Annotated in this window: 14 protein-coding genes and 1 pseudogene; 8 read left to right on the top strand and 7 right to left on the bottom strand. The window is 71.9% G+C overall.

Features of this window, described 5'->3' with window-relative positions:
* Positions 1–812: 812 nt before the first annotated feature.
* The 4 genes from CMS_RS11710 to CMS_RS11695 all read left to right on the top strand — a co-directional run bounded on the left by CMS_RS11710 (position 813) and on the right by CMS_RS11695 (position 6018).
* On the top strand, positions 813–3317 hold the full coding sequence (locus CMS_RS11710; RefSeq protein WP_012299650.1) for a ribonucleoside-diphosphate reductase subunit alpha: 2505 nt from the start codon (positions 813–815) through the stop codon (positions 3315–3317).
* Between the two features lie 164 nt (positions 3318–3481).
* On the top strand, positions 3482–4477 hold the full coding sequence (locus tag CMS_RS11705) for a ribonucleotide-diphosphate reductase subunit beta (protein WP_012039117.1): 996 nt from the start codon (positions 3482–3484) through the stop codon (positions 4475–4477).
* A gap of 133 nt (positions 4478–4610) precedes the next feature.
* Entirely contained in the window at positions 4611–5144 is a 534-nt protein-coding gene (locus tag CMS_RS11700) for a GNAT family N-acetyltransferase (RefSeq protein ID WP_049791932.1), read from the top strand.
* Positions 5145–5172: 28 nt separating this feature from the next.
* Positions 5173–6018, top strand: a complete 846-nt coding sequence (locus tag CMS_RS11695; protein WP_012299648.1) for a sulfurtransferase — start codon at positions 5173–5175, stop codon at positions 6016–6018.
* 7 nt (positions 6019–6025) lie between these two features.
* On the opposite strand, the gene CMS_RS11690 is transcribed toward CMS_RS11695, so the two are convergent.
* The 6 genes from CMS_RS11690 to hrpA all read right to left on the bottom strand — a co-directional run bounded on the left by CMS_RS11690 (position 6026) and on the right by hrpA (position 18626).
* Positions 6026–6466 carry an AAA family ATPase gene (locus CMS_RS11690; RefSeq protein ID WP_041464655.1) on the bottom strand — a complete coding sequence of 147 codons (441 nt, stop codon included), beginning with the start codon at positions 6464–6466 and terminating at the stop codon, positions 6026–6028.
* A gap of 44 nt (positions 6467–6510) precedes the next feature.
* Positions 6511–8292, bottom strand: coding sequence for an allophanate hydrolase (gene atzF / locus CMS_RS11685; protein ID WP_012299646.1), 1782 nt, complete (start codon positions 8290–8292; stop codon positions 6511–6513).
* A gap of 61 nt (positions 8293–8353) precedes the next feature.
* Positions 8354–11983, bottom strand: coding sequence for an urea carboxylase (gene uca, locus CMS_RS11680; protein ID WP_012299645.1), 3630 nt, complete (start codon positions 11981–11983; stop codon positions 8354–8356).
* Between the two features lie 99 nt (positions 11984–12082).
* A complete protein-coding gene (locus tag CMS_RS11675; RefSeq protein ID WP_041464654.1) occupies positions 12083–12817 on the bottom strand; it encodes a GntR family transcriptional regulator in 735 nt (244 codons plus the stop codon).
* Positions 12818–12882: 65 nt separating this feature from the next.
* Entirely contained in the window at positions 12883–14589 is a 1707-nt protein-coding gene (locus tag CMS_RS11670; RefSeq protein WP_012299643.1) for a purine-cytosine permease family protein, read from the bottom strand.
* Between the two features lie 218 nt (positions 14590–14807).
* Positions 14808–18626 carry an ATP-dependent RNA helicase HrpA gene (gene hrpA / locus CMS_RS11665; RefSeq protein ID WP_012299642.1) on the bottom strand — a complete coding sequence of 1273 codons (3819 nt, stop codon included), beginning with the start codon at positions 18624–18626 and terminating at the stop codon, positions 14808–14810.
* A gap of 136 nt (positions 18627–18762) precedes the next feature.
* Between hrpA and CMS_RS11660 the strand changes: the two genes are divergently transcribed.
* The 4 genes and pseudogenes from CMS_RS11660 to CMS_RS11645 all read left to right on the top strand — a co-directional run bounded on the left by CMS_RS11660 (position 18763) and on the right by CMS_RS11645 (position 24381).
* A complete protein-coding gene (locus CMS_RS11660; protein ID WP_049792007.1) occupies positions 18763–20349 on the top strand; it encodes a long-chain-fatty-acid--CoA ligase in 1587 nt (528 codons plus the stop codon).
* Between the two features lie 50 nt (positions 20350–20399).
* Positions 20400–21196 (top strand): annotated as a pseudogene (locus CMS_RS11655) (aldo/keto reductase).
* 47 nt (positions 21197–21243) lie between these two features.
* On the top strand, positions 21244–22410 hold the full coding sequence (locus CMS_RS11650; RefSeq protein WP_012299640.1) for a magnesium and cobalt transport protein CorA: 1167 nt from the start codon (positions 21244–21246) through the stop codon (positions 22408–22410).
* 39 nt (positions 22411–22449) lie between these two features.
* Positions 22450–24381 carry a thioredoxin domain-containing protein gene (locus tag CMS_RS11645; protein WP_012299639.1) on the top strand — a complete coding sequence of 644 codons (1932 nt, stop codon included), beginning with the start codon at positions 22450–22452 and terminating at the stop codon, positions 24379–24381.
* Here the strand turns inward: CMS_RS11645 and CMS_RS11640 are convergent.
* On the bottom strand, positions 24378–25340 hold the full coding sequence (locus CMS_RS11640) for an IS481 family transposase (protein WP_012299638.1): 963 nt from the start codon (positions 25338–25340) through the stop codon (positions 24378–24380). The two genes, CMS_RS11645 and CMS_RS11640, sit on opposite strands and share 4 nt — an antisense overlap.
* Positions 25341–25361: the final 21 nt, after the last annotated feature.

The following is a 25361-nucleotide window of genomic DNA, read 5'->3' as shown; positions in this document are numbered from 1 at the left end:
CGGTGGCCCTCCGTAGCCTGTGGAACGTGTGGACAAGTCCGCGGAGTTGTCCACACCTGTGGACGACACGCCCACTACATATGGGGTTGGGCGGGGCGCCAATACCCCATATATAGTGATGGAGACGGTTGGCACCAGTCGATCGCACCACACCTAAGGAGGTCGCCATGAGCGACTATCGGTACATCTATCGCGACGCGATCACGGGGCGTCTTGTGACTGAGGAGTACGCGCTCGCGCACCCTTCCACGACGGTCCGCGAAAGAGTGGCCGTCTGATGGCGGGCAAGAGGGGCGGGTCTAGCGGCGCGAGTGCGCGCAGCGCTAAGACCGGCAAGTACGTCACGCTGAGGTACGCCAAGGCGCACCCCAGCACGACGGTTGTCTCGAAGAAGAAGTAACTAGCAAGTCCCTCAAGAACACGGGCCCGAATCGATCTAGCCGGATCGGTCCGGGCCTTCTTCGTGTCCTGGAAAGCTACGCGACGCGGTCGCGACCGTGCAACCGCTGTGTCCCCCGGGCGCGTCTGGAACTTTGGCGGACGATGGGCGGTGTCGCAAGCCGGCCGCGGAGTCCACAGGGTGAGGAGAACTCCGCGAACTTACGCACATCTGTGGATGACACGCCCACAACATGTGGTGGTTGGCGTGTCTGGGGGCCCCGACATATAGTGGCCTTCAGCCGAAGGCCACTATATGTCGGGGCCCCCATTCTTCGCAGTGGAACCCACAGATACAGGCCTGATCGGCTGATTTCGTCGGGGGAGGCAAGCCCTCCTTTCGAGCGCCCGTCACCCCAAGGAGCAGATGCAGAGTGTCGATCACGGTAGTCAAGAGGGACGGCTCGAAGGAGCCGTACGACGCGAACAGGATCAACCTGGCGATCGAGGACGCGACGCAGGGCCTCGACGAGAACATCGGCTGGGTCACGCAGATCGCGTCCGAGCTGGAGATCACCCTCTTCGACGGGATCACCACGCAGCAGCTGGATGAGGCCGTCATCCAGGTCGCACTCCAGAACGTGAAGGACGACCCGGCGTTCGACACCGTCGCCGCGCGCCTGCTCCTCAAGACCATCTACAAGCGCGTCCTCGGCGACTACTCGTCGCCCGAGGAGCTCAAGCGCCTCCACGCGGAGCACTTCGCCCGCAACATCCAGCGCGGCGTCGACGAGATGCTCCTCGACTCCCGCCTCGTGCAGCTGTTCGACCTCGAGCGCCTCGCCCAGGCCCTTGAGCCCGCGCACGACGAGCTGCTCAAGTACATCGGCGTCGTCACACTGAACAACCGCTACGGCATCAAGGGCCGCAACGGCGACGCCCTCGAGGTGCCCCAGTACTTCTGGATGCGCATCGCGATGGGCCTCACGCTCAACGAGCAGAACCCCACCGAGACGGCCATCGCCTTCTACGAGAAGATGTCGAAGCTCGAGTACCTCGCGGCCGGCTCCACCCTCGTCAACGCGGGCACCATCTACCCGCAGCTCGCGAACTGCTTCGTCATGGAGATGCAGGACGACATCGAGCACATCGCGAAGACCACGCGCGACGTCATGTGGCTCACCAAGGGCACGGGCGGCATCGGCCTCTCCGTCTCCAAGCTGCGCGCGCAGGGCTCGCCCATCCGCTCGAACAACACCACCTCCACGGGCCCGATCCCGTTCATGCACACCATCGACTCGGTGCTCCGCGCCGTCAGCCGCGGCGGCAAGAAGTTCGGCGCCCTGTGCTTCTACATGGAGAACTGGCACCTCGACTTCCCCGAGTTCCTCGACCTGCGCCAGAACTCGGGCGACCCGTACCGCCGCACCCGCACCGCCAACACGGCCGTGTGGATCAGCGACGAGTTCATGAAGCGCGTGCAGAACGACGAGGACTGGTACCTCTTCGACCCGCTGGAGGTCTCCGACCTCAACGAGCTGTACGGCAAGGCGTTCTCGGAGCGCTACGCGTTCTACGTCGGCGAGGCCGAGGCCGGGCGCATCCGCATGTTCAAGCGCATCAATGCGCGCGAGCAGTTCAAGTCGATCCTCATCTCGCTCCAGACCACCAGCCACCCGTGGCTGACCTGGAAGGACACGATCAACAACCGCGCCCTGAACAACAACACGGGCACGATCCACCTCTCGAACCTCTGCACCGAGATCACGCTGCCGCAGGACGAGGACAACGTCTCCGTCTGCAACCTGGCGTCGATCAACCTGTCGCAGCACTTCGCCGACGGCAAGGTCGACTTCGCGAAGATCGAGCAGAGCGCGCGCCTCGCGGTGCGCCAGCTCGACAACCTCATCGACATCACGCGCTCCAGCGTGAAGGAGGCGGACTTCTCCAACCAGCAGAACCGCGCGGTGGGCCTCGGCGTCATGGGCTTCACCGACATCGTCGAGAAGCTCGGCTTCTCGTACGAGTCGGAGGAGAGCTACGACCTGATCGACGAGATCATGGAGCACGTCTCCTACGCAGCCATCGACGAGTCGGCCGATCTCGCGAAGGAGCGCGGCGCGTACCCGAACTTCGAGGGCTCGCGCTGGTCGGAGGGCCTCGTGCCGCTCGACTCGATCGCGCTCATGGAGGCCGACCGCGGCGTGCCCGTCAAGGTCAACCGCACCACGCGCCTCGACTGGGACGCGCTGCGCGCCAAGGTCAAGGGCGGCATGAGGAACGCGACGCTCATGGCGATCGCGCCCACCGCGTCCATCGGCCTCGTCGCCGGCACCACGCCCGGCCTCGACCCGCAGTTCTCGCAGATCTTCAGCCGCTCCACCTCCTCGGGCAAGTTCCTCGAGGTCAACCGGAACCTGGTGAAGGACCTGCAGGAGCTCGGCATCTGGGAGACCGTGCGCGAGAACATCCTGCGCAGCCAGGGCGACATCCAGAACATCGCCGCGATCCCGGACCACGTCAAGGCCACGTACCGCACGAGCTTCCAGCTCTCGCCGTACGCGTTCCTCGAGGTCGCGGCCCGCGCGCAGAAGTGGATCGACCAGGCCATCAGCCGCAACATGTACCTCGAGACGCGCGACCTCGGCGACATGATGGACATCTACTTCGCCGGCTGGGAGCGCGGGGTCAAGACCACGTACTACCTGCACATGAAGCCCCGTCACACGGCCGAGCAGTCGACCGTCAAGGTCGACAAGTCGCAGGACGCCGACGGCACGAAGCGCAAGGGCTTCGGCGGATTCGGCGGCGGCGCACCCGCGGCCGTGCCGGCCTCGGCGGCTCCCGCATCCACCGCGACCGCGGAGGCCCCGGCCCCGCAGTCCGCCCCGGCGCCCCGCAAGGGCTTCGGCTTCGGCGGAGTGGGAGGTGCACGCTGATGAACGACGACACGTTCGGCGACTACGTCGTCCCCATGGACCCCATGGACGAGCTCCAGTGCGACTCCTGCCAGTAGGCAGGCGCCGCTCCTAGAGCTCCACCCGGCCCGATCGGCCGCCCCACCCGCACCACCACGCACCACGCACCCGGAGAGAAGAAGCAGATGTCGAAGATCCTCGGCACGGGAATCCAGGAGGGCCTCCTCCTCAAGCCCGTCAACTACCAGTGGGCCATGGACCTGTACGACCAGGCCGTCGCCAACACGTGGTTTCCCAACGAGATCCAGCTCGGCGAGGACATCGCGGACTTCAAGAAGATGACGGACGAGGAGCGCCACGCGATCACGTTCCTCATGAGCTATTTCAACCCGAACGAGCTCCTCGTGAACAAGGCGCTCGCGTTCGGCGTCTACCCCTACATCAACGCGCCGGAGTGCCACCTCTACCTCGCGAAGCAGATGTGGGAGGAGGCGAACCACTGCATGTCGTTCGAGTACGTCCTCGAGACGTTCCCGATCGACCGCGAGGCCGCGTACAACTCCCACGTCGACATCCCGTCGATGGCGCGCAAGGAGGAGTTCGAGGTCAAGTTCATCAAGCGCATGACCGAGCAGACCCTCGACATCACCACCACCGAGGGCAAGAAGGACTTCGTCCGGAACCTCGTCGCGTACAACGTCATCCTCGAGGGCATCTGGTTCTACTCGGGCTTCATGGTGTCGCTGTCGTTCCGCCAGCGGAACCTGCTGCGCAACTTCGGCTCGCTCATGGACTGGATCGTGCGCGACGAGTCACTGCACCTCAAGTTCGGGATCAACCTCATCCTCACGGTGCTCGAGGAGAACCCCGACCTGCAGACCGAGGAGTTCGCCGCCGAGATCAAGCAGATGATCCTCGACGCCGTCGAGATGGAGGAGCAGTACAACCGCGACCTCCTGCCCAACGGGATCCTCGGGCTGAACGCGAACTACATCAACCAGTACGTGAAGTACCTGGCCGACCGTCGCCTGGAGGAGCTCGGCTTCGAGGCCGAGTACAAGGTCTCGAACCCGGCGAAATGGATGGCCACGGCGAACGACACGCTGCAGCTCGTCAACTTCTTCGAGTCGACCAACACGTCGTACGAGTCGAACGCGTCGGCCACCGTCGGCGCCAAGTAGCACCGCACGACCCGCCGCGGGAGACCGCGGCACCGCATCACCGACGCCGCCCGCGCCGCGCATCCACCCGGATGCCGGTGCGGGCGTCGTCATGCCCGCGCCGGCACCGGCCCGGCCCGGAGGAAGAGGGAGCATGACCGAGCAGCAGACCGGGGCGCGGCACGTCGCGCGCGACGGACGGGTGTACCGCACCGAGGTGGTCGGCTGGGACGACGCGCGCGGTGCCCGGATCCGGGCGGCCATGGAGGCCGAGATGGACGTGCGGTACGAGGGGCGGCACGACGACGACCCCGACTGGCCCGCGAAGGCGGCCGTGGCGTTCGCGTTCGACCCGGCCGACGTGGAGGCCGTCGTGCTGCTCGTCGTCGACGGCGACGACCGGGATGCGGCCGCGCACGGCGTCATCCGGCACCTCGGCGACGAGCTCGAGCTGAAGAAGGTGGTCGTGGATCCCGCGCACCGCGGCACCGGCCTCGCGCGCGTGCTGATGGCGGAGCTGGAGCGCGTGGCCCGGGAGCGCGGCGCACGGCGGCTCATCCTGCAGACGGGCGACCGGCAGCCCGACGCCATCCGGCTGTACGCGACCGCGGGGTGGCTGCCCATCGACACGTACCCGCCGTACATCCCGGTCACGAACTCGGTCTGCTTCGAGAAGCCGCTGGGCTGATCCCGCTCGACGCTGCGAGCATGGCGGGATGGAGATCCTCATCACGCCGACCGAGCTGGACCACGCCATCCGCACCCGCGGCGACGTGCGCGTGATCGACGTGCGGTGGTCCCTCGGCGGCCCGCCCGGCCGGCCGCTGCACGAGGCCGGGCACATCCCGGGCGCCGTGTACGCGGACCTCGACACGGAGCTGTCGCGACACGGCGCTCCCGAGGAGGGGCGGCATCCGCTGCCCGAGCCCGCGGCGCTGCAGGAGGCTGCGCGCAGGTGGGGCGTCCGGGCGGGGGACGCGGTCGTCGCGTACGACGGCGGAGGCAGCCTCGCGGCGGCGCGAGCCTGGTGGCTGCTGCGCGACGCCGGCATCGCCGACGTGCGGATCCTCGACGGCGCCCTGCCCGCCTGGACCGCCGCGGGCCTCCCGCTCGAGACCGGCCCGGTCGTGCCGACCCCCGGCGACGTGACGCTAGCCTCCGGCCTCCTCGCCGTGGTCGACGAGGACGGCGCCGCCCGTGTCGCGCTCGACGGCGTGCTGCTCGACGCCCGCGCGGAGGAGCGGTACCGCGGGGAGGTCGAGCCGTGGGATCCGCGTCCGGGTCACATCCCAGGTGCCCGGAGCGCGCCCTCCTCGGACGCCCTCGCCTCGGATGGCACGTTCCGGTCGCGCGCGGAGCTGCGCGCGCGGTATGCGGTGCTCGGGGTGCCCGATGCGGACGAGGTCGCGGTCTACTGCGGGTCCGGCGTGAGCGCGGCGCTCGAGGTCGCGGCGCTCGCGATCGCGGGCATAGACGCCGCGCTGTACCCGGGATCCTGGTCGGCGTGGGCGAACCGGCCGGAGCTGCCGGCCGCGACGGGCGCGGAGCCGGGCGGGGTCTGACCGCGGCTCAGCCCAGCAGCCGCTCCAGCTCGTCGGCCAGGTCCGCGGTCGCGCGCCGGCCGTCGAGCTCGACGTCGGCAGATCGACGCAGCAGCGGCTCCACCTCCCGCGTGTACCGGCGGATCTCCTCGCGGTCGGCGGGATCCGTCCCGTAGTCGTTCCCGGTGCGCGCGGCGACGCGGGCGAGCAGGACGTCGAGCGGTGCGCTGAGCAGCACGACGTGCTCGAAGCGGTCGCGGAACGCGCCCTGGTTCTCGACGGCGCCGGAGACCACGATGTGCGGCTCGCGGTCGAGGAGGCCGGCGATCCGCGGCTCGTCCCATCGGCCGTCCGGCAGGGTCCAGCCGTCGTGGTCGGTGTCGAGGGTGCGGTGCCCGCGGCGGGCGAGCTCGGTGAGGAGCGTCGACTTCCCGGCGCCGGACATGCCGGTGAGGAGGATCCGCGTCATGCGACGACGGTACGCGGCGGCGGACCGCTCCCGGCGCACGACGCTCAGCTCCCGGCCCCGAGGTGCGTGCGCCAGGAGCCGCGCTCGGTGATGTCCTCGGCGCCCGCGATCGCCTGGGGCTCGCAGAGGAAGCCGAGCACCTCGGATCCGTCCGCCAGCGCCACCTTGCCGACCACCATGGGGCGCGCGAGCTGCGCGACGAAGTCGGCCACGCGGCCCGACGGGATCGCCCACAGCTCCCCGGTGATACTCGCGCCGCCCGTGTCCGTGGCGACGAGCCCCGGCTTGGGCGGCGTCGTGTCGAGCGCGTGCAGGCGGTAGGCGGGCGCGGTGACCGCGTCGCCGAGCAGCCGCGCGCCGAGCGCGGTGAGCTGCCCGTTGAGCGGCTGCCCGACCATGTGTGCGCCGAACACGGCGATCGGCGTGGCGGCGGGTCCCCACGACCCCGTCGGGATGCGCGCGTCGTCACCCGCCGTGCCGATCGTGCGCTGCAGCCGGCCAGCGGCGTCGACGAGCGCGGCGTCCGAGAACGCGGGACCGACCAGGGTCACGCCGAAGGGCCGACCGTCGGCGTCGGGACCGGGCACCGCGATCGCGGCCAGGTCGAGGAGGTTCACGAAGTTCGTGTACGTGCCCACCCACGAGTTCACGCCGATCGGATCCGCCGCGACCTCGGCGCGCGACGGGTGCCCGGGGGCCGTGGGCAGCAGGAGCGCGTCCACGCCGGCGAGGATGCGCCGGGCATCCAGCCGGTGGCGTCGCAGCGTCTGCTGGTCGGCGACGAGCTCGACGGCCGTCTTCGCGGAGCCGGAGCCGATGATGCGGGCGACCGACGGATCCGTGCCCTCGGGCGTCCCGGCGAGCAGGTGCCCGACGGCCTGCGTGCGCTCGGCCACGAGGGCGCCGTCGTAGAGGAGGGCGGCGGCCGCGAGCAGCGGCGCGATGTCGACCTCGACGATCTGCACGCCCGCGTCCGCGAGCAGCGCGACGGTCCGGTCGAAGGCGCGCCGCCACTCCGGGGACATGGGCGCGAGGTCAGCGTCGACCGGCACGGCGAGGTGGAGGACGGGAGCCGCGCTCAGCGGAGCGTCGGCGGGCCAGGGGCGGCTGGCCGGATCCGCGTCGTCGACGCCCGCCATCACCCCGGCCACGCGTTCGGCCAGGCCGAGGGTGCGGGCGAACACCGTCACGGTGTCGTAGGAGGGCGCGGCCGGCACGACGCCGCGGGCAGGCAGGAGGCCGAGGGTGGGCTTGATCCCGACGAGCCGGTTGTAGGCGGCGGGCACGCGGCCGGATCCGGCGGTGTCGGTGCCGAGGGCGGCGTCCACGATCCCGAGCGCGACGGCTACCGCGGAGCCCGAGCTGGATCCACCGGAGACGAGCTCGGGGTCGGCCGCTCCCCGCACCTCGCCGTAGGGGCTGCGCGTCCCGACGAGCCCGGTGGCGAGCTGGTCGAGGTTCGTCTTGCCGACGACCACGGCGCCCGCCGCCTCGAGGCGCGCGACGACGGGGGCGCTCTCCGCAGGCGTGTAGGCGCTGCCGGGGAGCGCTGCGGTCGTCGGGAACCCGGCGGCGTCGATGTTGTCCTTGACCGCGATCACCAGGCCCGCGAGCGGCAGGGCGTCGGCGCCGTGATCCGCGAGGGCGCGCTCGACGGCGGCCGCGGCGGCGAGGGCCTCCTCCTCCGGGCGCAGCGTGATCCAGACCTCGGGCCGGTCCGCCTCCACGATGCGCCGGTAGGCGGCGCGGACGCGGCCGACCGGATCCGGTGCCCCCGCGGGAGGAGCGGGAGGGGTGAGGGGAGCTGACGTGGGCGAGGAGGTCATGCGGGGTCTCCGTTCGGGGTGCGGTGGTCGTTGGGGTGCGGCGCTCGTGGCGACGCGGCGGTCAGGGGGCGGTGGCGGAGACGATGGCGAGCGGCTGGCCGGCCGCGACGGTGGCACCGGCCGCGACGAGCATCTCCACCACGCGCAGGTCGTGGGGCGCGCGGACGGGCGTCTCCATCTTCATCGCCTCGAGGACGAGGAGCGCGGCGCCGACTCCCACGTCGGCCCCGGTCGATGCCTCGACCTTCCACACGGCGCCGGCCATCGGCGCCTCCACCACGGTGGCGCCCTCGGGCAGCCGGGATCGGACATCGTCCTCCACGGAGTCGGCGCCGACGGCCTCCTCGCGGACGGCGAACTCGCCGGCCGCCTCCCACGCGGCGATCGGCTCGGCGTCGCGCGCGAGCATGTCCTCGTGCTCGCGCAGCGAGAACTCGCCCGGTCGGATGTCGAGCTCGAGCCGGTCGGCCGCCATCTCGGAGCGCAGGTGCATCAGCTCGTCGGCGCTCACGGGGTGGTAGCGGATCCGGTCGAAGAAACGCAGCAGCCACGGGTGGCCGTCGCGGAACGCCCGCCGGCGCGTGCGCAGGCCCGCCCAGATGGGGAGCGTGCGGCCGATGAGCTGGTAGCCGCCGGGGCTGTCCATGCCGTAGATGCACATGTACGTCCCGCCGATGCCGACCGTGCCCTCGGCCGTCCACGTGCGCGCCGGGTTGTACTTGGTCGTCATCAGCCGGTGGCGGGGATCGAGCGGGGCCGCCGCCGGGGCGCCGAGGTAGACGTCGCCGAGGCCGAGGACCATGTACTGCGCGGACATGACGATGTCGCGGACCTCGTCCACCGACCCCAGGCCGTTGGCGCGGCGGATGAACTCGATGTTGGACGGGTTCCACGGGGCGTCGTCGCGGATGAGCGACGCGTACCGGTCGATGGCCTCGTGGATGCTCGGGTCGTCCCACGAGAGCGGCAGGTGCACCTCGCGGCTGGGGACCACGAGGTCGGCCGTCGCCGGGATCGTGTCCTCCAGCTCTCGCAGGAGCCCGAGCAGCCGGCGCACGCCCAGCACGGCGGGGTCGACGTGCAGGTGCAGCGATCGGACGCCCGGCGTGACGTCCACGAGCCCGGCCGGGTCGACGCGGGCGAGCGCCTCCATGAGCGCGTGGATCCGCATCCGCAGCCCGAGGTCGAGCGTCATCGGCCCGTACTCGACGAGGAGGTTGTCGTCGCCGCCCCGGCGGTAGACGACCTCGGGAGCGGCGTCGGTCGCCGGTCGGCGGGCGAGCACGCCGTCATCGTCGTCCCGCCGGGAGGAGCGCGGGACGAAGGCGTCGGCCGTGCGCCGGGCCTCGCCGATGCGCGGCAGCTCCGACTCGTCGACGGGGACCAGGCGCAGCGTGTCGCCGGGGCGCAGCTGGCCGAGCTTCCAGCGGTCGGCGCTCACGACCGTGACCGGGCAGGCGAAGCCGCCGAGGCTCGGGCCGTCGGGTCCGAGGATCGACGGGGTGTCGCCGGTGAAGTTGATCGCGCCGACGGAGTACGCGTTGTCGTGCAGGTTCGAGGGGTGCAGGCCCGCCTCGCCGCCGTCCGGTCGTGCCCAGCGCGGCTTCGGGCCGACGAGCCGGATCCCGGTGCGCGCCGCGTGGAAGTGCACCTCCCACTCGGCGTCGTAGATCGCGGCCATGTCATCGGGGGTGAAGTAGTCCGGGGCCGGGTGCGGTCCCTCGGCGACGTGCAGCGTCCACGAGGCGCCGATGACGGGACGCTCCGCCGGCGGCACGGGAGCGGGCTCGCCGAGTCCCGCCGCGGATCCCGCCTCGTCGAGCGGCGCCGTCCGGAGCACGTCGCCCGTGGCGAGCGCTCGGCCGCCGTGCCCGCCGAAGCCCCCGGGCGCGAACGTGGCGGCGCTGCCGAGGTACGCGGGCACGTCGAAGCCCGCCCGCGCGGCGACGTAGGTCCGGACCCCGACGCCGCGCACGGTGCCGACGTCGAGCGTGCCGCCCGCCGGCACGAGGACGGGCTCCCACTGCGGGACGGGCGCCCCGTCGACGGTCACGACCGTCTCCGCGCCGGTGACGCAGACGAGGGTCGCGTGGGAGAACCGCAGCGCGGGTCCGGTCACGGTGCACTCGAGGGCCGGAGTGCCCTCCGGGTTGCCGACTGCGCGGTTCGCGAGGCGGAAGGAGCGGTCGTCCATCGGGCCTCCCGGCGGGACGCCGACCTGCCAGTGGCCGAGTCGTCCCGGCCAGTCCTGGATGGTGGTGGACGCGCCGCCGCGCTCCACGTCGATGCGGGGGCGCTCGTCGCGGAGGGTCTCCAGGAGCGAGGTCGTCATGCTCCCGTCGAGGACCTCCGGGCACCGGGCGATGCTCGCCAGCAGGCCGACGTTGGTCTCCAGCCCGTGGATCCGCGTCTCGGCGAGCGCGTCCGAGAGGGCGGCGAAGGCCGCGGTGCGGTCGTCGGCAGTGACGATGAGCTTGGCGAGCATCGGGTCGTAGACCGGGGTGACGACGTCGCCCGTCTCCACCCCGCTCTCGATGCGGAGGTCGGCCGGGCCGGCCACGGCGCCCGCCGGGAACGCGACCTCGGTCAGCAGGCCCGAGCTCGGGCGGTGGTCCTTCGTGGGGTCCTCCGCGTAGATGCGCGCCTCCACGGAGTGGCGCGTCGGCGAGGGGATCTCGGCCGCGGCGAGGAAGCCCGCGGGGCCGACGTCGCCGAGGCCCACGCGCAGCATCCACTCGACGAGGTCGATGCCGAGGACCTGCTCGGTCACCGGGTGCTCGGCCTGGAGCCGGGTGTTCATCTCGAGGAAGAACACGTCCTCGGTCCGGTCGTCGTACACGAACTCGACCGTGCCGGCCGAGCGGTAGCCGACGTGCCGGGCGAGGGCGGCCGCGCTGCGGTGCATCGTCTCGCGCACGTGCTCGGGGAGGTGCGGAGCCGGGGCCTCCTCGACGACCTTCTGGTGGCGGCGCTGCAGGCTGCAGTCCCGGTCGCCCAGGATCGCCACCTCGCCCGCGCCGTCGCCGAACACCTGCACCTCGAGGTGGCGGGCACGGGCGATGAAGCGCTCCACGAACACGCCGGGGGTCGCGAAGTTCGCCGCGGCCAGCCGCGTGACCGAGGCGTACGCGGCGCGGAGCTGCGTCTCGTCGGCGCAGGTCACGATGCCCACGCCGCCTCCGCCGCCCGACGCCTTCACCATCACCGGGTAGCCGACCGCGGCGGCGGCCTCGGCCGCGGCGTCCTCCGACGCGACGAGGCCGCTCCCGGGCACGCATGGGACGCCGCACTCCATGGCGATCGCGCGCGCGGTGTGCTTCGGGCCGAAGGCCTCGATCTGCTGCCAGGTGGGGCCGACGAAGACCATGCCCGCCTCCTCGACGGCCCGGGCGAACGCGGCGCTCTCCGAGATGAAGCCGTAGCCCGGGTGGATGGCGCCGGCGCAGGCGGCCTGCGCGACCTCGATGATGCGGTCGATGTCGAGGTAGCTGCGCTCCGGCTCGCTCGGCCCGAGGAGATGGGCCTCGTCGGCCTCGCGGACATGCGGGGCGGCGCGGTCGGCCTCCGAGTACACGGCGATGGTGCGCAGCCCCATGCGCCTGGCGGTGCGGATGATGCGGCGGGCGATCTCGCCGCGGTTGGCGATGAGGACGCTGTCGAAGCGCGGTGCGGGGGGAGCGGGCGTGGGCATGGCTCTCTGCTTTCCGGGTCGGCGGAGGAGCGCGCGGCCCGGGGATCGGGCGGCGCGGGTGACGCGGGTCGGGTGTCGCGGGTCGGGCGGGGAGGGGCGTCAGAGGACGCCGCGGGTGACCATGTTGGTGATGGCGCGGGTGGCCCGGGCCATCACGGTGTCCAGGGAGACGCCGACGTGCTCGCCGAGCGCGGCCTTGGCCGCCTCGACGTCGCCGGCGACGACGAGGTCGCCGATCGCCAGGTGCTCCTGGACGGTCGCGGTGATGCGGTCCTCGGTCACGTAGTCGTACATGCGCACCGAGCGGATCCGGTGGTTGACGGCCTCGAGGGCGTCGACGATCGCCTCGTTGCCGGCGGCACGGCAGAGCGTGACGTGGAAGCGCTCGTCCTCGACCACGAACTGCGGGGTCGGCGACGGCGGGCTCTCCGCGAACTCCCGCCACCGGTCGAGCTCCGCGGTGAGGAGCGGGAGGTCGTACGCGGCGGCGTCGTAGTCGATGGTGCGCTGGATCCCGCGCATCTCGAGGGTGACCCGCAGCTCGTACAGGGCGGCGAGGGCTTGCAGGTCCGGCATGACGACGCGGTAGCCGTACTCGTCGTTCTCGATGAGGCCGTCGCTGCGGAGCATGAAGAGCGCCGTGCGCACGGGCGTCCGCGAGACCTGCATCTCGGCGGCGATCGCCTCCTCCCGGAGCCGGGTGCGCGGCGCGTAGGCCCCGCTCATGAGGCGGTCGCGGAGCTGCTCGTAGACGTGGTCGGTGCGGGAACGCCGTGGCCCGGTCGCGGCGGCGGACGCCGTCGGGGTCTCGGGGGCGTTCTCGTCGTCGCTCATCCCTGCACCATACGGTCCGCCGAGGGAGACGATCCTCCGGAGCGGCGGCTCCGTCAGCATGGGGCTCATCGCTGCGCGGGGAGCACGTAGCGCCCCGTCCGGTCGGTGGCGAGCGCGAGCGAGGAGATGTACTGCGGCGAGCCGTCCTCCGCGCGCTCCGCCGAGAGGATCATGTCGGGCCGCTCGAACTCCAACCCCGTGACGTGGCAGCGCAGCAGCGCGGCGGAGGGGTTGCCGTCCGCGTCGAGCATCGGGAGGTCGATGCCGTCGTCGGTGCGGCGGAGGTAGTAGCGGCCGCGCGTGAGGATCGCCATGAGCGGGGTGGCGACGATCGCGATGCCGACCGCGAACATCGGCGAGAACGGGGCGATGTCCGGCCCGAACGCGCCGAAGAACATGGCGATGGAGATTCCCGCGCTGAGCGCGAGCGACACGACGCCCACCGGGTTCCAGTCGTGGAGCATGCCGCGCCGGAACTCCGGGTGCTTGGGCGACAGCCCCAGCACGTGCTTGTTGATCGCGATGTCGGTCGCCACGGTGACGATCCAGGCCATGCCGCAGTTGGCGTAGAAGCCGAGGATCGTGTTGAGGAAGTCGAACATGTTGAGCTCCATCAGCGCGAGCGCGATGGCGAGGTTCACGATCACGAAGACCATGCGTCCGGGGTACGTGCGGGTGACGCGGGTGAACGAGTTCGTCCAGGCGAGGGATCCCGAGTAGGCGTTCGTCACGTTGATCTTGATCTGCGAGATCACCACGAGCACCACGGCGAGGGCGAGGGCCAGCCAGCCGGGCATCATCTGCTCGTAGACGCCGAGGAACTGGTGGACCGGCTCGTTCGCGGTCGCCGAGGCGGCGGGATCGAGCGTGGCGATGAGGTAGACGGCGATGAAGAGGCCCACGGCCTGCTTGACGGCGCCGAAGAGCACCCAGCCGGGTCCCGCGAGGATGACGGCGCGCCACCAGGCGACGCGGTTGGCGTCGGTCTTCGGCGGCATGAAGCGGAGGTAGTCGATCTGCTCGGCGATCTGCGCGATGAGCGAGAGGCAGACGCCGGCCGCCAGCATCACCGACGCGAGGTCGGCGCCGCCGGTCCCGCCGCCCTCGCCCGGGTAGGCGAGGAAGGTGCCCACCGACCCGGGGTTCGCGATGACGAGGTAGGCGAACGGGATCACCATCAGCACGAGCCAGAGCGGCGTGGTCCAGACCTGCAGCTTCGACAGCGCCTTCATGCCGTAGATCACGAGCGGGATCACGAGCAGCGTCGACGCCGCGTAGCCCACCGGGCGCGGGATGCCGAGGCCGAGCTCGAGCCCCTGCGCCATGATCGAGCCCTCGAGCGCGAAGAAGATGAACGTGAACGTGGCGAAGATCACGTTGGTGATGATCGAGCCGTGGTAGCCGAAGCCGGATCCGCGCGTGATGAGGTCGAGGTCGATGTTGTACCGGGCCGCGTAGTACGCGAGCGGGATGCCGGTGACGAAGATGATGACGGCGGCGACGAGGATCCCGAGGAGCGCGTTCGTGGTGCCGTGGGCGATGCCGATGTTGGCCCCGATGGAGAAGTCCGCGAGGTAGGCGATGCCGCCGAGGGCGCTGGTGGCGACGACGCCGGCGGTCCAGCGCCGGTAGGAGCGGGGCGCGAAGCGGAGGGTGTAGTCCTCGAGGCTCTCGCGCGTGGCGGCGCGGGTGGTCGAGTCGGCGGAGGCGGAGGCGACGGCGGGGGCGGCGGAGCTGGGGCCGGGTGGAGCTGACCGGGTGTCTGGCGTCATGGCAGGGCCTTTCACGGGCGACGGTGCAGGGCGGGGAGCACGACGCTCTCCGGTGGGCGTCGTGCGACCACTCTGCTCAGCCCGTGTTTCGACGATGTTCCCCGCAGCGAACATCTGTGTGTCGACAGCGCTGTACACGAGGTTGCATACGAACTCGACGCCAGCGACGAGCCACGAGGCGACCGGGCACGTGCCCGACCCCCGCCTGATCCCGCGCCTCAGCCCGCGAGCACCTTCCGGATCCGCTGCAGCGACACCGGCTCGGCCGTCGGCAGGTGCTGGGCGAAGAGGCTGAGGCGCAGCTCCTCGAGCATCCAGCGGGCGTGCACGAGCGACGCGGGCGCGTGCGGCGCCGACGGGATGACGCCGCCGGCCTCGCGGTAGAGGTCGGTCGCCTTCTGCACCTCGGTCATCCACGCGCGGTCGCGCGCGGGCTGGTCGGGGAGGCGCTGCACGCGGTGGGTGAGGCCGGAGAGGTAGGCGGGCAGGCGCTGGAGCCGGGCGAGGCCGGTCGCCGAGACGAAGCCCGGGTGCACGAGGCCGGCGAGCTGCTCGCGCGCGTCCGTGAGCGCGCCGATGAGCTGCATGCTCGTGGCCTGCTTGATCGCGCGCTCGGCGTCGCGCGCGCCCGTGAGGATCCGGTTGACGAGCGCCACGGTGTCGAACATCGAGTCCATGACGACGCCGGAGACGCGGTCGCGCGCCGTCTCGAACAGCTCCTTCGAGTAGATCGCGCCGCCCGGGGCCACGCGCTCGAGCACCTGGTCGATGCACGCGAGCAGGCAGTCGTCGAAGAGCGCCTGCACGTTCGGGTACGGGCTCGTCGCGAGCATCAGCTTCTCCTGGCTCGTGAGGTGCTGCTTCACGTAGGCCGAGGGGTTCGCGATGGCGAGCACCAGGAGGCGCCGCACGCCGCCGGGCATCGCGCGGGCCTGGTCCTCGGCGGTCGCCATGAGGCGGATCGCGACGGTGGACCCCTCGTCGACGAGCGCGGGATACGCGCGGATGACGTGCCTGCTGTCGCCCGTGCCGCCCTGCGCGGTGTCGACGAAGCGGGGCAGCTCGTCGAGGTCCCACGTGGTGAGGCCCGTGCGCTCCATGCCGCGCGTGGCCGGGCCCTTCGCACCGGCGACGCGCTCGACCGGCCGGGCGGTGGCGCGCGCGACGCTGTCCCGCGCGCGGCTGGACAGGCGCGCCTGCAGCTCGGTGAGGTCGCGACCGGCGGCCACCTCGCGGCCGCGCTCGTCGACGACCCGGAACGCCATGCGCAGGTGCGCGGGGATCCGGTCGAGGTCGAAGTCGTCGTCGGCGACGCGCACGTGCGCCTTCCGCATGATGAGGCCCGCGATGGTGGTGGTGAAGGCCACGGGGTGCTGCGGATCCGGCTCGGGCAGGCCCTCGAGGAGCCGGTCGGCCCAGTCGGCGGCGGGCACGACGTTCTTCCGCAGCGCCTTCGGGAGGGCCTTGATCATGGCGGTCACGAGGTCGCGCCGCATGCCGGGCACCTGCCAGTCGAAGCCCGCGGGGCTGAGGCGCGCGAGGAGCGCGAGCGGCACCTGCACGGTCACGCCGTCGTCGGGCGCGCCCGGCTCGAAGCGGTAGGTGAGGGAGAGGCGCTGGTCGCCCTGCTGCCAGGTGGGCGGGAACGCGGCCTCGTCGACGTCCATCGCGTCCGAGGCTACGAGCTCCTCGGCCGTCATCGTGAGGAGCTCGGGCGTCTCCTGCCGCTGCTTCTTCCACCAGCCCTCGAAGGCGCGCGTGGAAGCGACGTCGCGCGGGATCCGCTTGTCGTAGAACTCGAAGACGGCCTCGTCGTCGTTGAGGATGTCGCGGCGGCGCGTGCGCTCCTCCACCTCGGCGAGCTCTTCGCGCAGGCGGCGGTTGGCGCGGTCGAAGGCCTGCTGCGACTCCCAGTCGCCCTCGACGAGCGCGTGCCGGATGAAGAGCTCGCGCGCGTACGCGGGGTCGATGCGGGAGAACTGCACGCGGCGCTTCAGCACGATCGGCACGCCGTAGAGCGTCACGCGCTCCCACGCGACGGTGGCGCCCTGCTTCTTCTCCCAGTGCGGCTCGCTGTGGGTGCGCTTGACGAGCCCGCCCGCGATGGGCTCGGCCCACGCCGGGTCGATGGCCGCGTTGGTGCGCGCGAACAGGCGGCTGGTCTCCACGAGCTCGGCGCTCATGATCGCGTCGGGCTGCTTCTTCGCGAGCGCCGACCCCGGGAACACCACGAAGCGCGACTGGCGGGCGCCCACGTAGTCCTTCTTCTGCGCGTCCTTCAGTCCGATGTGGGAGAGGAGGCCGGCGAGCAGCGACTTGTGGATCCCGTCCGGGTCGGCCTTGGGCTCGTTCATGGCGAGGTCGAGGGGGCGGGCGAGCTGGCGCAGCTGGCGGAACACGTCCTTCCACTCGCGGACGCGGACGTAGTTGAGGAACTCGGCCTTGCACATGCGGCGGAACGCGCTCGAGGAGAGCTCGGCCTCCTTCTCCTCGAGGTGGTTCCAGAGGTTGAGGAGGGTGATGAAGTCGCTCGACGGATCCACGAAGCGCGCGTGCTGCTGGTCGGCCTGCGGGCGCTTCTCGAGCGGGCGCTCGCGCACGTCCTGGATGGTGAGGCCGGCCACGATGATCATCACCTCGCGGCTCACGCCGTGCTTCCGCGACTCGACGACCATGCGCGCGAACCGCGGGTCGATGGGCAGGCGCGACAGGTCGCGGCCCACCTGGGTGAGGGCGGGCGTGCCGTCGGGGGAGCGGATCACGGCGCCGAGCTCGGTGAGGAGGTCGACGCCGTCCTTGATGCCGCGGGAGTCCGGCGGCTGGAGGAACGGGAACGCGGCGATGTCGCCGAGGCCGAGCGACACCATCTGCAGGATCACGGCCGCGAGGTTGGTGCGGAGGATCTCGGGCTCGGTGAACTCGGGACGGCGGAGGAAGTCCTCCTCCGAGTACAGGCGGATCGCGATGCCGTCACTCGTGCGGCCGGAGCGGCCCGAGCGCTGGTTCGCCGACGCCTGCGAGATCGCCTCGATGGGGAGCCGTTGCACCTTGGAGCGCACGCTGTAGCGCGAGATGCGGGCGGTGCCGGCGTCGATCACGTACTTGATGCCGGGCACCGTGAGGCTCGTCTCGGCGACGTTGGTGGCGAGCACGATGCGGCGGCGCACGCCCGCCTGCGTTGACGGCTGGAAGACGCGGTGCTGGTCCGCCGACGACAGCCGGCCGTAGAGCGGCAGCACCTCGGTGTGCGGGAGGTTCCGGCTGCGGATCGCGTCCTCGGCGTCGCGGATCTCGTTCTCGCCGCTGAGGAAGACGAGCACGTCGCCCGACGACTCGGCGGCCAGCTCGTCGAGGGCCGCGTTGATGCCCTCCAGGAAGTCGCGATCGTCGGCCGGGCGCTCGAGCGGCGCGTCGGCGAGGTCGTCGTCCTCGCCCGCGACGGCGGCCTCGGCCACGAGCGGGCGGTACCGGATCTCCACCGGGTACGTGCGCCCGGACACCTCCACGATGGGCGCGTCGCCGAAGTGCTTCGAGAAGCTCTGCGGGTCGATGGTGGCCGACGTGATGATGAGCTTGAGGTCGGGCCGGCGGGGCAGCAGCTGCTTGAGGTAGCCGAGCAGGAAGTCGATGTTGAGGCTGCGCTCGTGGGCCTCGTCGATGATGATCGTGTCGTACTTCTTCAGCAGCCGGTCGCGCTGCAGCTCGTTGAGCAGGATCCCGTCGGTCATCAGCTTGATGCGGGTGTCGGCGGAGACCTTGTCGGTGAAGCGCACCTGGTAGCCGACGAGCTGGCCGACCTCGCCGCCGAGCTCCTCCGCGATGCGCTCCGAGATGGTGCGCGCGGCGAGGCGGCGGGGCTGCGTGTGGCCGATGCTCTCGCGGCCGAGCTCGAGGCAGATCTTCGGCAGCTGCGTGGTCTTGCCCGAGCCCGTGGCGCCCGCGACGATGACGACCTGGTTGTCGCGGATGGCGTCGGCGATCTCATCGCGCATCCGGCTGACGGGGAGCTCGGGCGGGTACACGATGCTGGATTCCATACGTGATCATCCTATCCGCGGGCTGTCAGGCCTCCCCGGGGCGGTCGTCGACGGTTATCGTCAGCGGCAGGCGCCCGACGGACGGTGCCCCGGGGGGCACCGCCTCCCGCGTCGTCGACGACCGATGGGACCGACCATGACTTCCGACACGCCCCTGCTTCCCGCCCACGAGCAGGAAGGCACGGGGTTCGCCTCCGTGTCGGTGGCCGCGATCCTCGCCGAGTCCGCCGAGCGGCACGCCGACCGGGTCGCCGTCGTCGTGGGCGACGTCGCCACGACCTATCGCGAGCTCTGGGACGAGACCCGCGCCTACGCGGGCGCGCTCGCCGCGCGCGGGGTGGGCGAGGGCACGAGCGTCGCCATGCTGATCCCCAACGTGGCCGACTTCCCGCGCGTCTACTACGCGGTGCTCGCCCTCGGCGGCGTGGTCGTGCCCGTGCACGCACTGTTGAAGGCCGAGGAGATCGCATACGTGCTCCGCGACTCCGGATCCGCGCTCCTCGTCTGCGCCGGACCGCTGCTCGAGCAGGGCGCGAAGGGCGCTGCGCTCGCCGAGGTGCCGGTGATCAGCGTGCTCGTACCGGCCTCGACCGAGGGCGGGCCCGACCGGCTGGAGGAGCTCGCGCCGGCCGCGACACCGATCCGCACCTACGTGCCGCGCCGGCCGTCGGACATCGCAACCATCCTGTACACGTCCGGCACCACGGGCCAGCCGAAGGGCGCCGAGGGCTGCCACCTGGCGCTGGTGATGCAGGTCGACGTGCTGCTGCTCAACACGCTCGATCTCCGCACGGGCGACCGGATCCTCGGCTGCCTGCCCCTGTTCCACACGTTCGGTCAGACCTGCACCATGAACGCGTCCTTCCGGATCGGCGCGACCATCGTGATGGTGCCGCGCTTCGACGGCGACGCGGCGCTCGCGCTCATGGTCGAGCACGACACGCAGGTGTTCATGGGCGTGCCGACCATGTACTTCGCGCTGCTGGCGGCGGCGGGCCGGAACCCCGCGCGCCCGGCCCTGCGCTACGCGGTCTCAGGCGGCGCCGCGCTCCCGGTCGCCGCGATCGAGGCGTTCCGCGACGCGTTCTCCGCCGAGATCCACGAGGGCTACGGCCTCACGGAGACTTCGCCCGTCGCGTCGTTCAACCACGTGGGGCTCCCCGCCCGGCCCGGCACCGTCGGGAAGCCGATCTGGGGCGTGCAGATCGAGATCGCCGACCCCGAGCACGAGGACCGGGTCGAGCTGCTCGAGCGCGGCGTGCTCGGCGAGATCGTGATCCGCGGCCACAACCTCATGAACGGCTACCTGCACCGCCCCGAGGACACCGCGCGCGCGGTCGTCGACGGCTGGTTCCGCACCGGCGACCTCGGCACCATCGACGACGACGGCTACATCCGCGTGGTCGATCGGACGAAGGACATGATCCTGCGCAACGGCTACAACGTGTACCCGCGCGAGGTCGAGGAAGTGCTCGCCCGGCACGAGGCCGTCGCGCAGTGCGCCGTGTTCGGCGTGCCGCACGAGGAGCACGGGCAGGAGGTCGTCGCCGCGATCGTGCCGAAGGCGGACGCGACCGTCGACGCCGCGGAGGTCGTCGCGTACATGAAGGAGCGCATAGCGTCCTACAAGTACCCGCGACGGGTCGAGGTGGTCGAGGCGCTGCCGCTCGGGCCGAGCGGGAAGATCCTCAAGCGGGCGCTCGTCGAGCGGTTCGGCTCGTGACGGAAGGGCAGGGCGGCGACGTCCTCCGCGCGCCCGTCCCGTCGGTGCCGATGGGCGACGGGGTCCTCATCCCGCAGTTCGGCGTGGGAACCTACAAGGTGACGGACTCCGACGCCGAGCGGATCGTCGCGGAGGCGCTCGAGGTCGGCTACCGGCACATCGACACCGCTGCCATGTACGGCAACGAGGAGGGCGTCGGGCGGGCGATCCGCGCGTCCGGCCTCCCGCGCGACGAGCTGTTCGTCACCACCAAGGTCTGGAACGACGACCACGGGCGCGACCGGGCCCGCGACGCGATCCGGCGCAGCCTCGACCGGCTGGGCCTGCCCGCGGTCGACCTGCTCCTCATCCACTGGCCCGCCGCCGAGCGCGGCCTCTACGTGGAGACGTGGGAGGCGCTCGCCGCGGCCCGCGACGCGGGGCTGAGCCGCTCCATCGGCGTCTCCAACTTCCTGGTGCCGCACCTCGAGGCACTGGCGACCGCCGGCCTGCCCGCACCTGCCGTGGACCAGATCGAGCTGCACCCGCGGCACCAGCAGCGGGCGACCACGGCATACCTCGCCGAGCACGGGATCGCCGTCGAGGCGTGGAGCCCGCTCGCCCGCGGAGCCGTCGTGCGGCCGTCGTGCGCGACGCCGCCCGCGCCCACGGCCGCACGGACGCGCAGGTCGTGCTCCGCTGGCACGTGCAGCGCGGCACGATCGTCTTCCCGAAGACCACGCGGCGCGAGCGGCTGGTCGAGAACGCGGACGTCTTCGACTTCGCGCTGACGGACGAGGAGATGGCGGGGATCACCGCGCTCGAGGCCGCGGGACGCGTGGGCAGCCACCCCGACCGGGTGGTCTGACCGGGTCGCTCCCCAGCGGCACGGGCGCGTCACCTCGGCCGGGTACCGTGTCCGTCATGTCCCAGCACCGCATCCGCACGCGCCTCAAGTCCGTGGTCTCCCGGGGCGTCGCGCCCCTCGGCGGCCATGCGGGCGGCGCGGCCCGGGCGCGGGCCGAGCGGGAGGATCCGGCGGAGCAGCCGGGCGCGCGTCGCCCGAGCCTCGTCGACAACGGCGTGTATGTCGACGGCTGCCGCGTCGCGTCGCCCGCCACCCTCGCCGACACGTTCCGCGAGCTCGACGAGCGCCCCGAGGCGATGGCGGGGATCGGCCTCTACCGCCCCACGGTCGAGGAGCTGCAGGCGCTCGCCGAGGAGTTCGACCTGCACGAGCTCGCGGTGGAGGACGCGGTGCAGGCCCACCAGCGCCCCAAGACCGAGCGCTACAGCTCCACCCTCTTCACCGTGCTGCGCGCCGCCCGCTACGTGGACGACCGCGAGGAGGTGGAGTTCGGCGAGCTGCACGTGTTCCTCGGCCGCAACTTCGTCATCACCGTCCGGCACGCCGAGTCACCCGACCTCTCCGCCATCCGCACGCGCATGCAGGAGCGGCCGGAGCTCCTCACGCACGGGCCGCAGTCGGTGCTGTACGCGATCCTCGACGCCGTCGTCGACGGGTACGCGCCCGTCGTCACGGGCCTCGCGAACGACATCGACGAGATCGAGGACCAGGTGTTCGACGGGGATCCGGCCGTGTCCCGCCGCATCTACGAGCTCAGCCGCGAGGTCATCGACTTCCAGCGCGCGGTGCGCCCGCTCGGCGGCATGCTCCAGCAGCTGCAGGCGGGATCCGGCAAGTACGAGGTCAGCGAGGACCTCCAGCAGGCGCTCCGCGACGTGGCCGACCACGTCATCGTCGTCAACGAGCGCGTGGAGGAGTTCCGCGTGCTGCTGCGCGACATCCTCACCGTGAACTCGACGCTCGTCGGCCAGCGCCAGAACGAGGAGATGCGCGAGCTGAGCGAGTCGAGCAACCGGCAGAGCGTGGAGACCCGCAAGATCTCGGGCTGGGCGGCCATCCTCTTTGCGCCCACGCTCGTCTCGAGCGTCTACGGCATGAACTTCGACATCATGCCGGAGCTGCACTGGGACTGGGGCTACCCCTTCTCCCTCGTCCTCATGCTCGGCGTGAGCGGCGTGCTCTACGGGATCTTCCGCAAGCGCGACTGGATCTGACGCCCGGACCCGTCCCTGCCCCGCGCGTAGCGTGGACGCATGCCCAACCGCCTAGCCGACGCCGTCAGCCCGTACCTCCAGAGCCACGCGGACAACCCGGTCGACTGGCGGACATGGGGCGAGGAGGCGTTCGCGGAGGCCCGGAGGCGCGACGTGCCGGTGCTCGTCTCGGTCGGCTACTCGACCTGCCACTGGTGCCACGTCATGGCGCGCGAGACGTTCCAGGATCCCGCGCTCGCCGACCGGCTGAACGCCGGGTTCGTCGCGATCAAGGTCGACCGCGAGGAGCACCCCGAGGTGGACGCCGCGCTCATCACCGCGGCCGGCGCCTTCACGGACCAGCTCGGCTGGCCGCTCAACGTGTTCACGACGCCCGAGGGCCGCACGTTCCACGCGGGCACCTACTCGCCGCCGGAGCCGCGCGCCGGGCACCCGTCGTTCCGGCAGGTGCTCGACGCTGTGGCCGACGCCTGGACCACGCGCCGCGACCAGGTCGAGCAGGGCGCGGGGCAGCTGAGCGCCGCGATCCGGGAGGCCTCCGAGCGCGGATCCGTCGCGTCGCCGCTGCCGGACGCCGCCGCCCTCGACCGGATCGCCGCCGACCTCGCCGCGTTCGAGGACCCGGAGCACGGCGGGTTCGGATCCGCGCCCAAGTTCCCCGTCGCGCCCGTCGTGCTGCTGCTCGACACGCTCGCCACCTCCGGCGTGCTCGCGCCGTCACGCGCCGAGGCGACGCGCGCGCTCGTGCGCCGGACGCTCGACGCGATGGCCGGATCCGACCTGCGCGACCCGGTCGAGGGCGGCTTCTTCCGCTACTCCACGCGGCGCGACTGGTCCGAGCCGCACTACGAGCGGATGCTCTACGACAACGCGTTGCTGCTCGACGCGTACGCGCGTGCCGGGGACGAGGAGGTCGCGGGCGGCATCGCGGCGTTCCTCACCGGCACGCTGCGGCGGGCGTCCGGCGGGTTCGCGTCGGCGCAGGACTCCGAGAGCACGGTCGGCGGCCGCCGCGTCGAGGGCGGCTACTACGCGCTGGATGCCGCGGGGCGGGCCGCCGAGGAGCCGCCGGCGGTCGACGGGAAGGTGCTCACGGGGTGGAACGGGCTCGCGATCGGCGCTCTCGCCCGGGCGGGCCGCGCGTTCGGCCGCCCCGCCTGGATCCAGGCCGCGCGCGATGCCGCCGACATGCTGCTCGCGGAGCACGTGCGCGCCGACGGGTCGCTCGTGCGCGCGTCCATCGACGGGCGCGTGTCGCCCGCGGTCGCGACGCTCGAGGACCACGGGATGCTCGCGGACGGGCTGCTCGCGCTCGCGCTCGCGACGGGCGAGGTCGGCTACGCGGTGCGGGCGCGGGGGATCGTGGACGCGCTGGTCCAGGCGGCCGACGCCGCCTCCGCTGCGCAGCCCGGGGCGGGCGAGCCGCAGTCGGGCGCCGCGGGCTTCCGCGTGCCGACGGGCGCGGATCCGGTGCTCGCGGGCTTCGGCCTCGACCTCGCGGCCGACCCGTCCGAGGGCGCGTACCCGTCGGGCCTCACCGCGGCATGCTCGGCCGCGCGCGTGCTCGGGCGTCTGACGGCGGATCCGCGCTACGAGCGCGCGGCCCGCGCCGCGCTCGCGACGGTCGCGGCGGGCGGCGCGACCCGGCCGATCGCGTTCGGCGGGGCGCTGGAGCAGGCGGCGGCGATCGACGCGGCGGGCCGGCAGCTCGTGGTCGTGCTGCCGGACGCGGCGGACCGCGGCGACGACCCGCTCGCCGCGATCGCGCACGGGCTGACCCGCCCGCCCCACGTGTCGCTCGTCGTCACGGAGACGGCGGCGCGCGCCTGGGCCGACGCGGGCTTCGAGCTGCTCGCGGACCGCGTCGCCGGATCCACCGCCACGGCGTACCTGTGCGCCGACTTCGTCTGCCGCCTCCCGGTGACCACGGCGGACGCGCTGCGGGCGCAGCTCGACGACGAGGCGCGCTAGCTGTAGTTCCCAGTGAGGTTGTGAACGCGTTCGGCGGGCGTGAGTCCGCCGATGCCGGTGTGGGGGCGGTGGTGGTTGTAGTGATGCAGCCAGGCAGGGTAGGTCGCGGCGCGGGCCTCGTCGGTGAGGTAGGGGTGGGCGTAGGCCCACTCGGTGGCGAGGGTGCGGTTGAAGCGCTCGACCTTCCCGTTGGTCTGGGGCCGGTAGGGGCGGGTGCGTGTGTGGGCGATGGTGCCGAGCGCCTCGGTGAAGGCGTGGGAGCGGTAGCAGGAGCCGTTGTCCGTCAGGACACGGATCACGGTGATGCCCGCGGTGGTGAAGAACGCGTTCGCGCGGGCCCAGAACGCGGCGGCGGTCTCCTTGCGCTCGTCGGTGAGGATCTCGGAGTACGCGAGTCGGGAGTGGTCATCCACGGCGTGGTGCAGGAACGCGTATCCCCGCCCGGTCCGGGGGTTGTTCTTCCGGCCGGCCGCTCTGCCGAGGACTCGGTGCCCGCCGCCGTCCGGGATGCGGCCGAGCTTCTTGATGTCGACGTGGACCAGATCTCCCGGTGAGGAGTGCTCGTAACGTCGCGCGGGCGAGCGTCGGACGGGGAGTCCCGTCGCGGAATCCAGGTGCGTGAGCAACGGCATCCGGTAGCGACGGAGGACCCGCTCGACCGTGGAACGGGGGATACGCAGGTGGTAGCTGATGCGGTGCGGGCCCCACCGGCGAGTGAATCTCAGCGCGATGATCCGCCGCTCCCGACGCTGACTCGTGCGGGTCGGTTGCCGGTGCGGGCGGGATGAGCGGTCCGTCATCGGCAACCCGGCCCGATACCGGCGAGCCCATCTCGACGCCGTCGCCGGCGAGCACTGGAACCGCTCCGCCGCACGCCGGACCGGCCACCCGTCCTCGATGATCAACCGGGCAAGCCGAAGCCTGCCCACGGGAGTGAACGGGGCGTTAGCGTGAGTCACGAAGACCTCCGGTGATGACGT

Source organism: Clavibacter sepedonicus (genome assembly GCF_000069225.1).
Taxonomy (GTDB): Bacteria; Actinomycetota; Actinomycetes; order Actinomycetales; family Microbacteriaceae; genus Clavibacter; species Clavibacter sepedonicus.
This window is presented reverse-complemented; position numbering and strand designations above follow the sequence as displayed.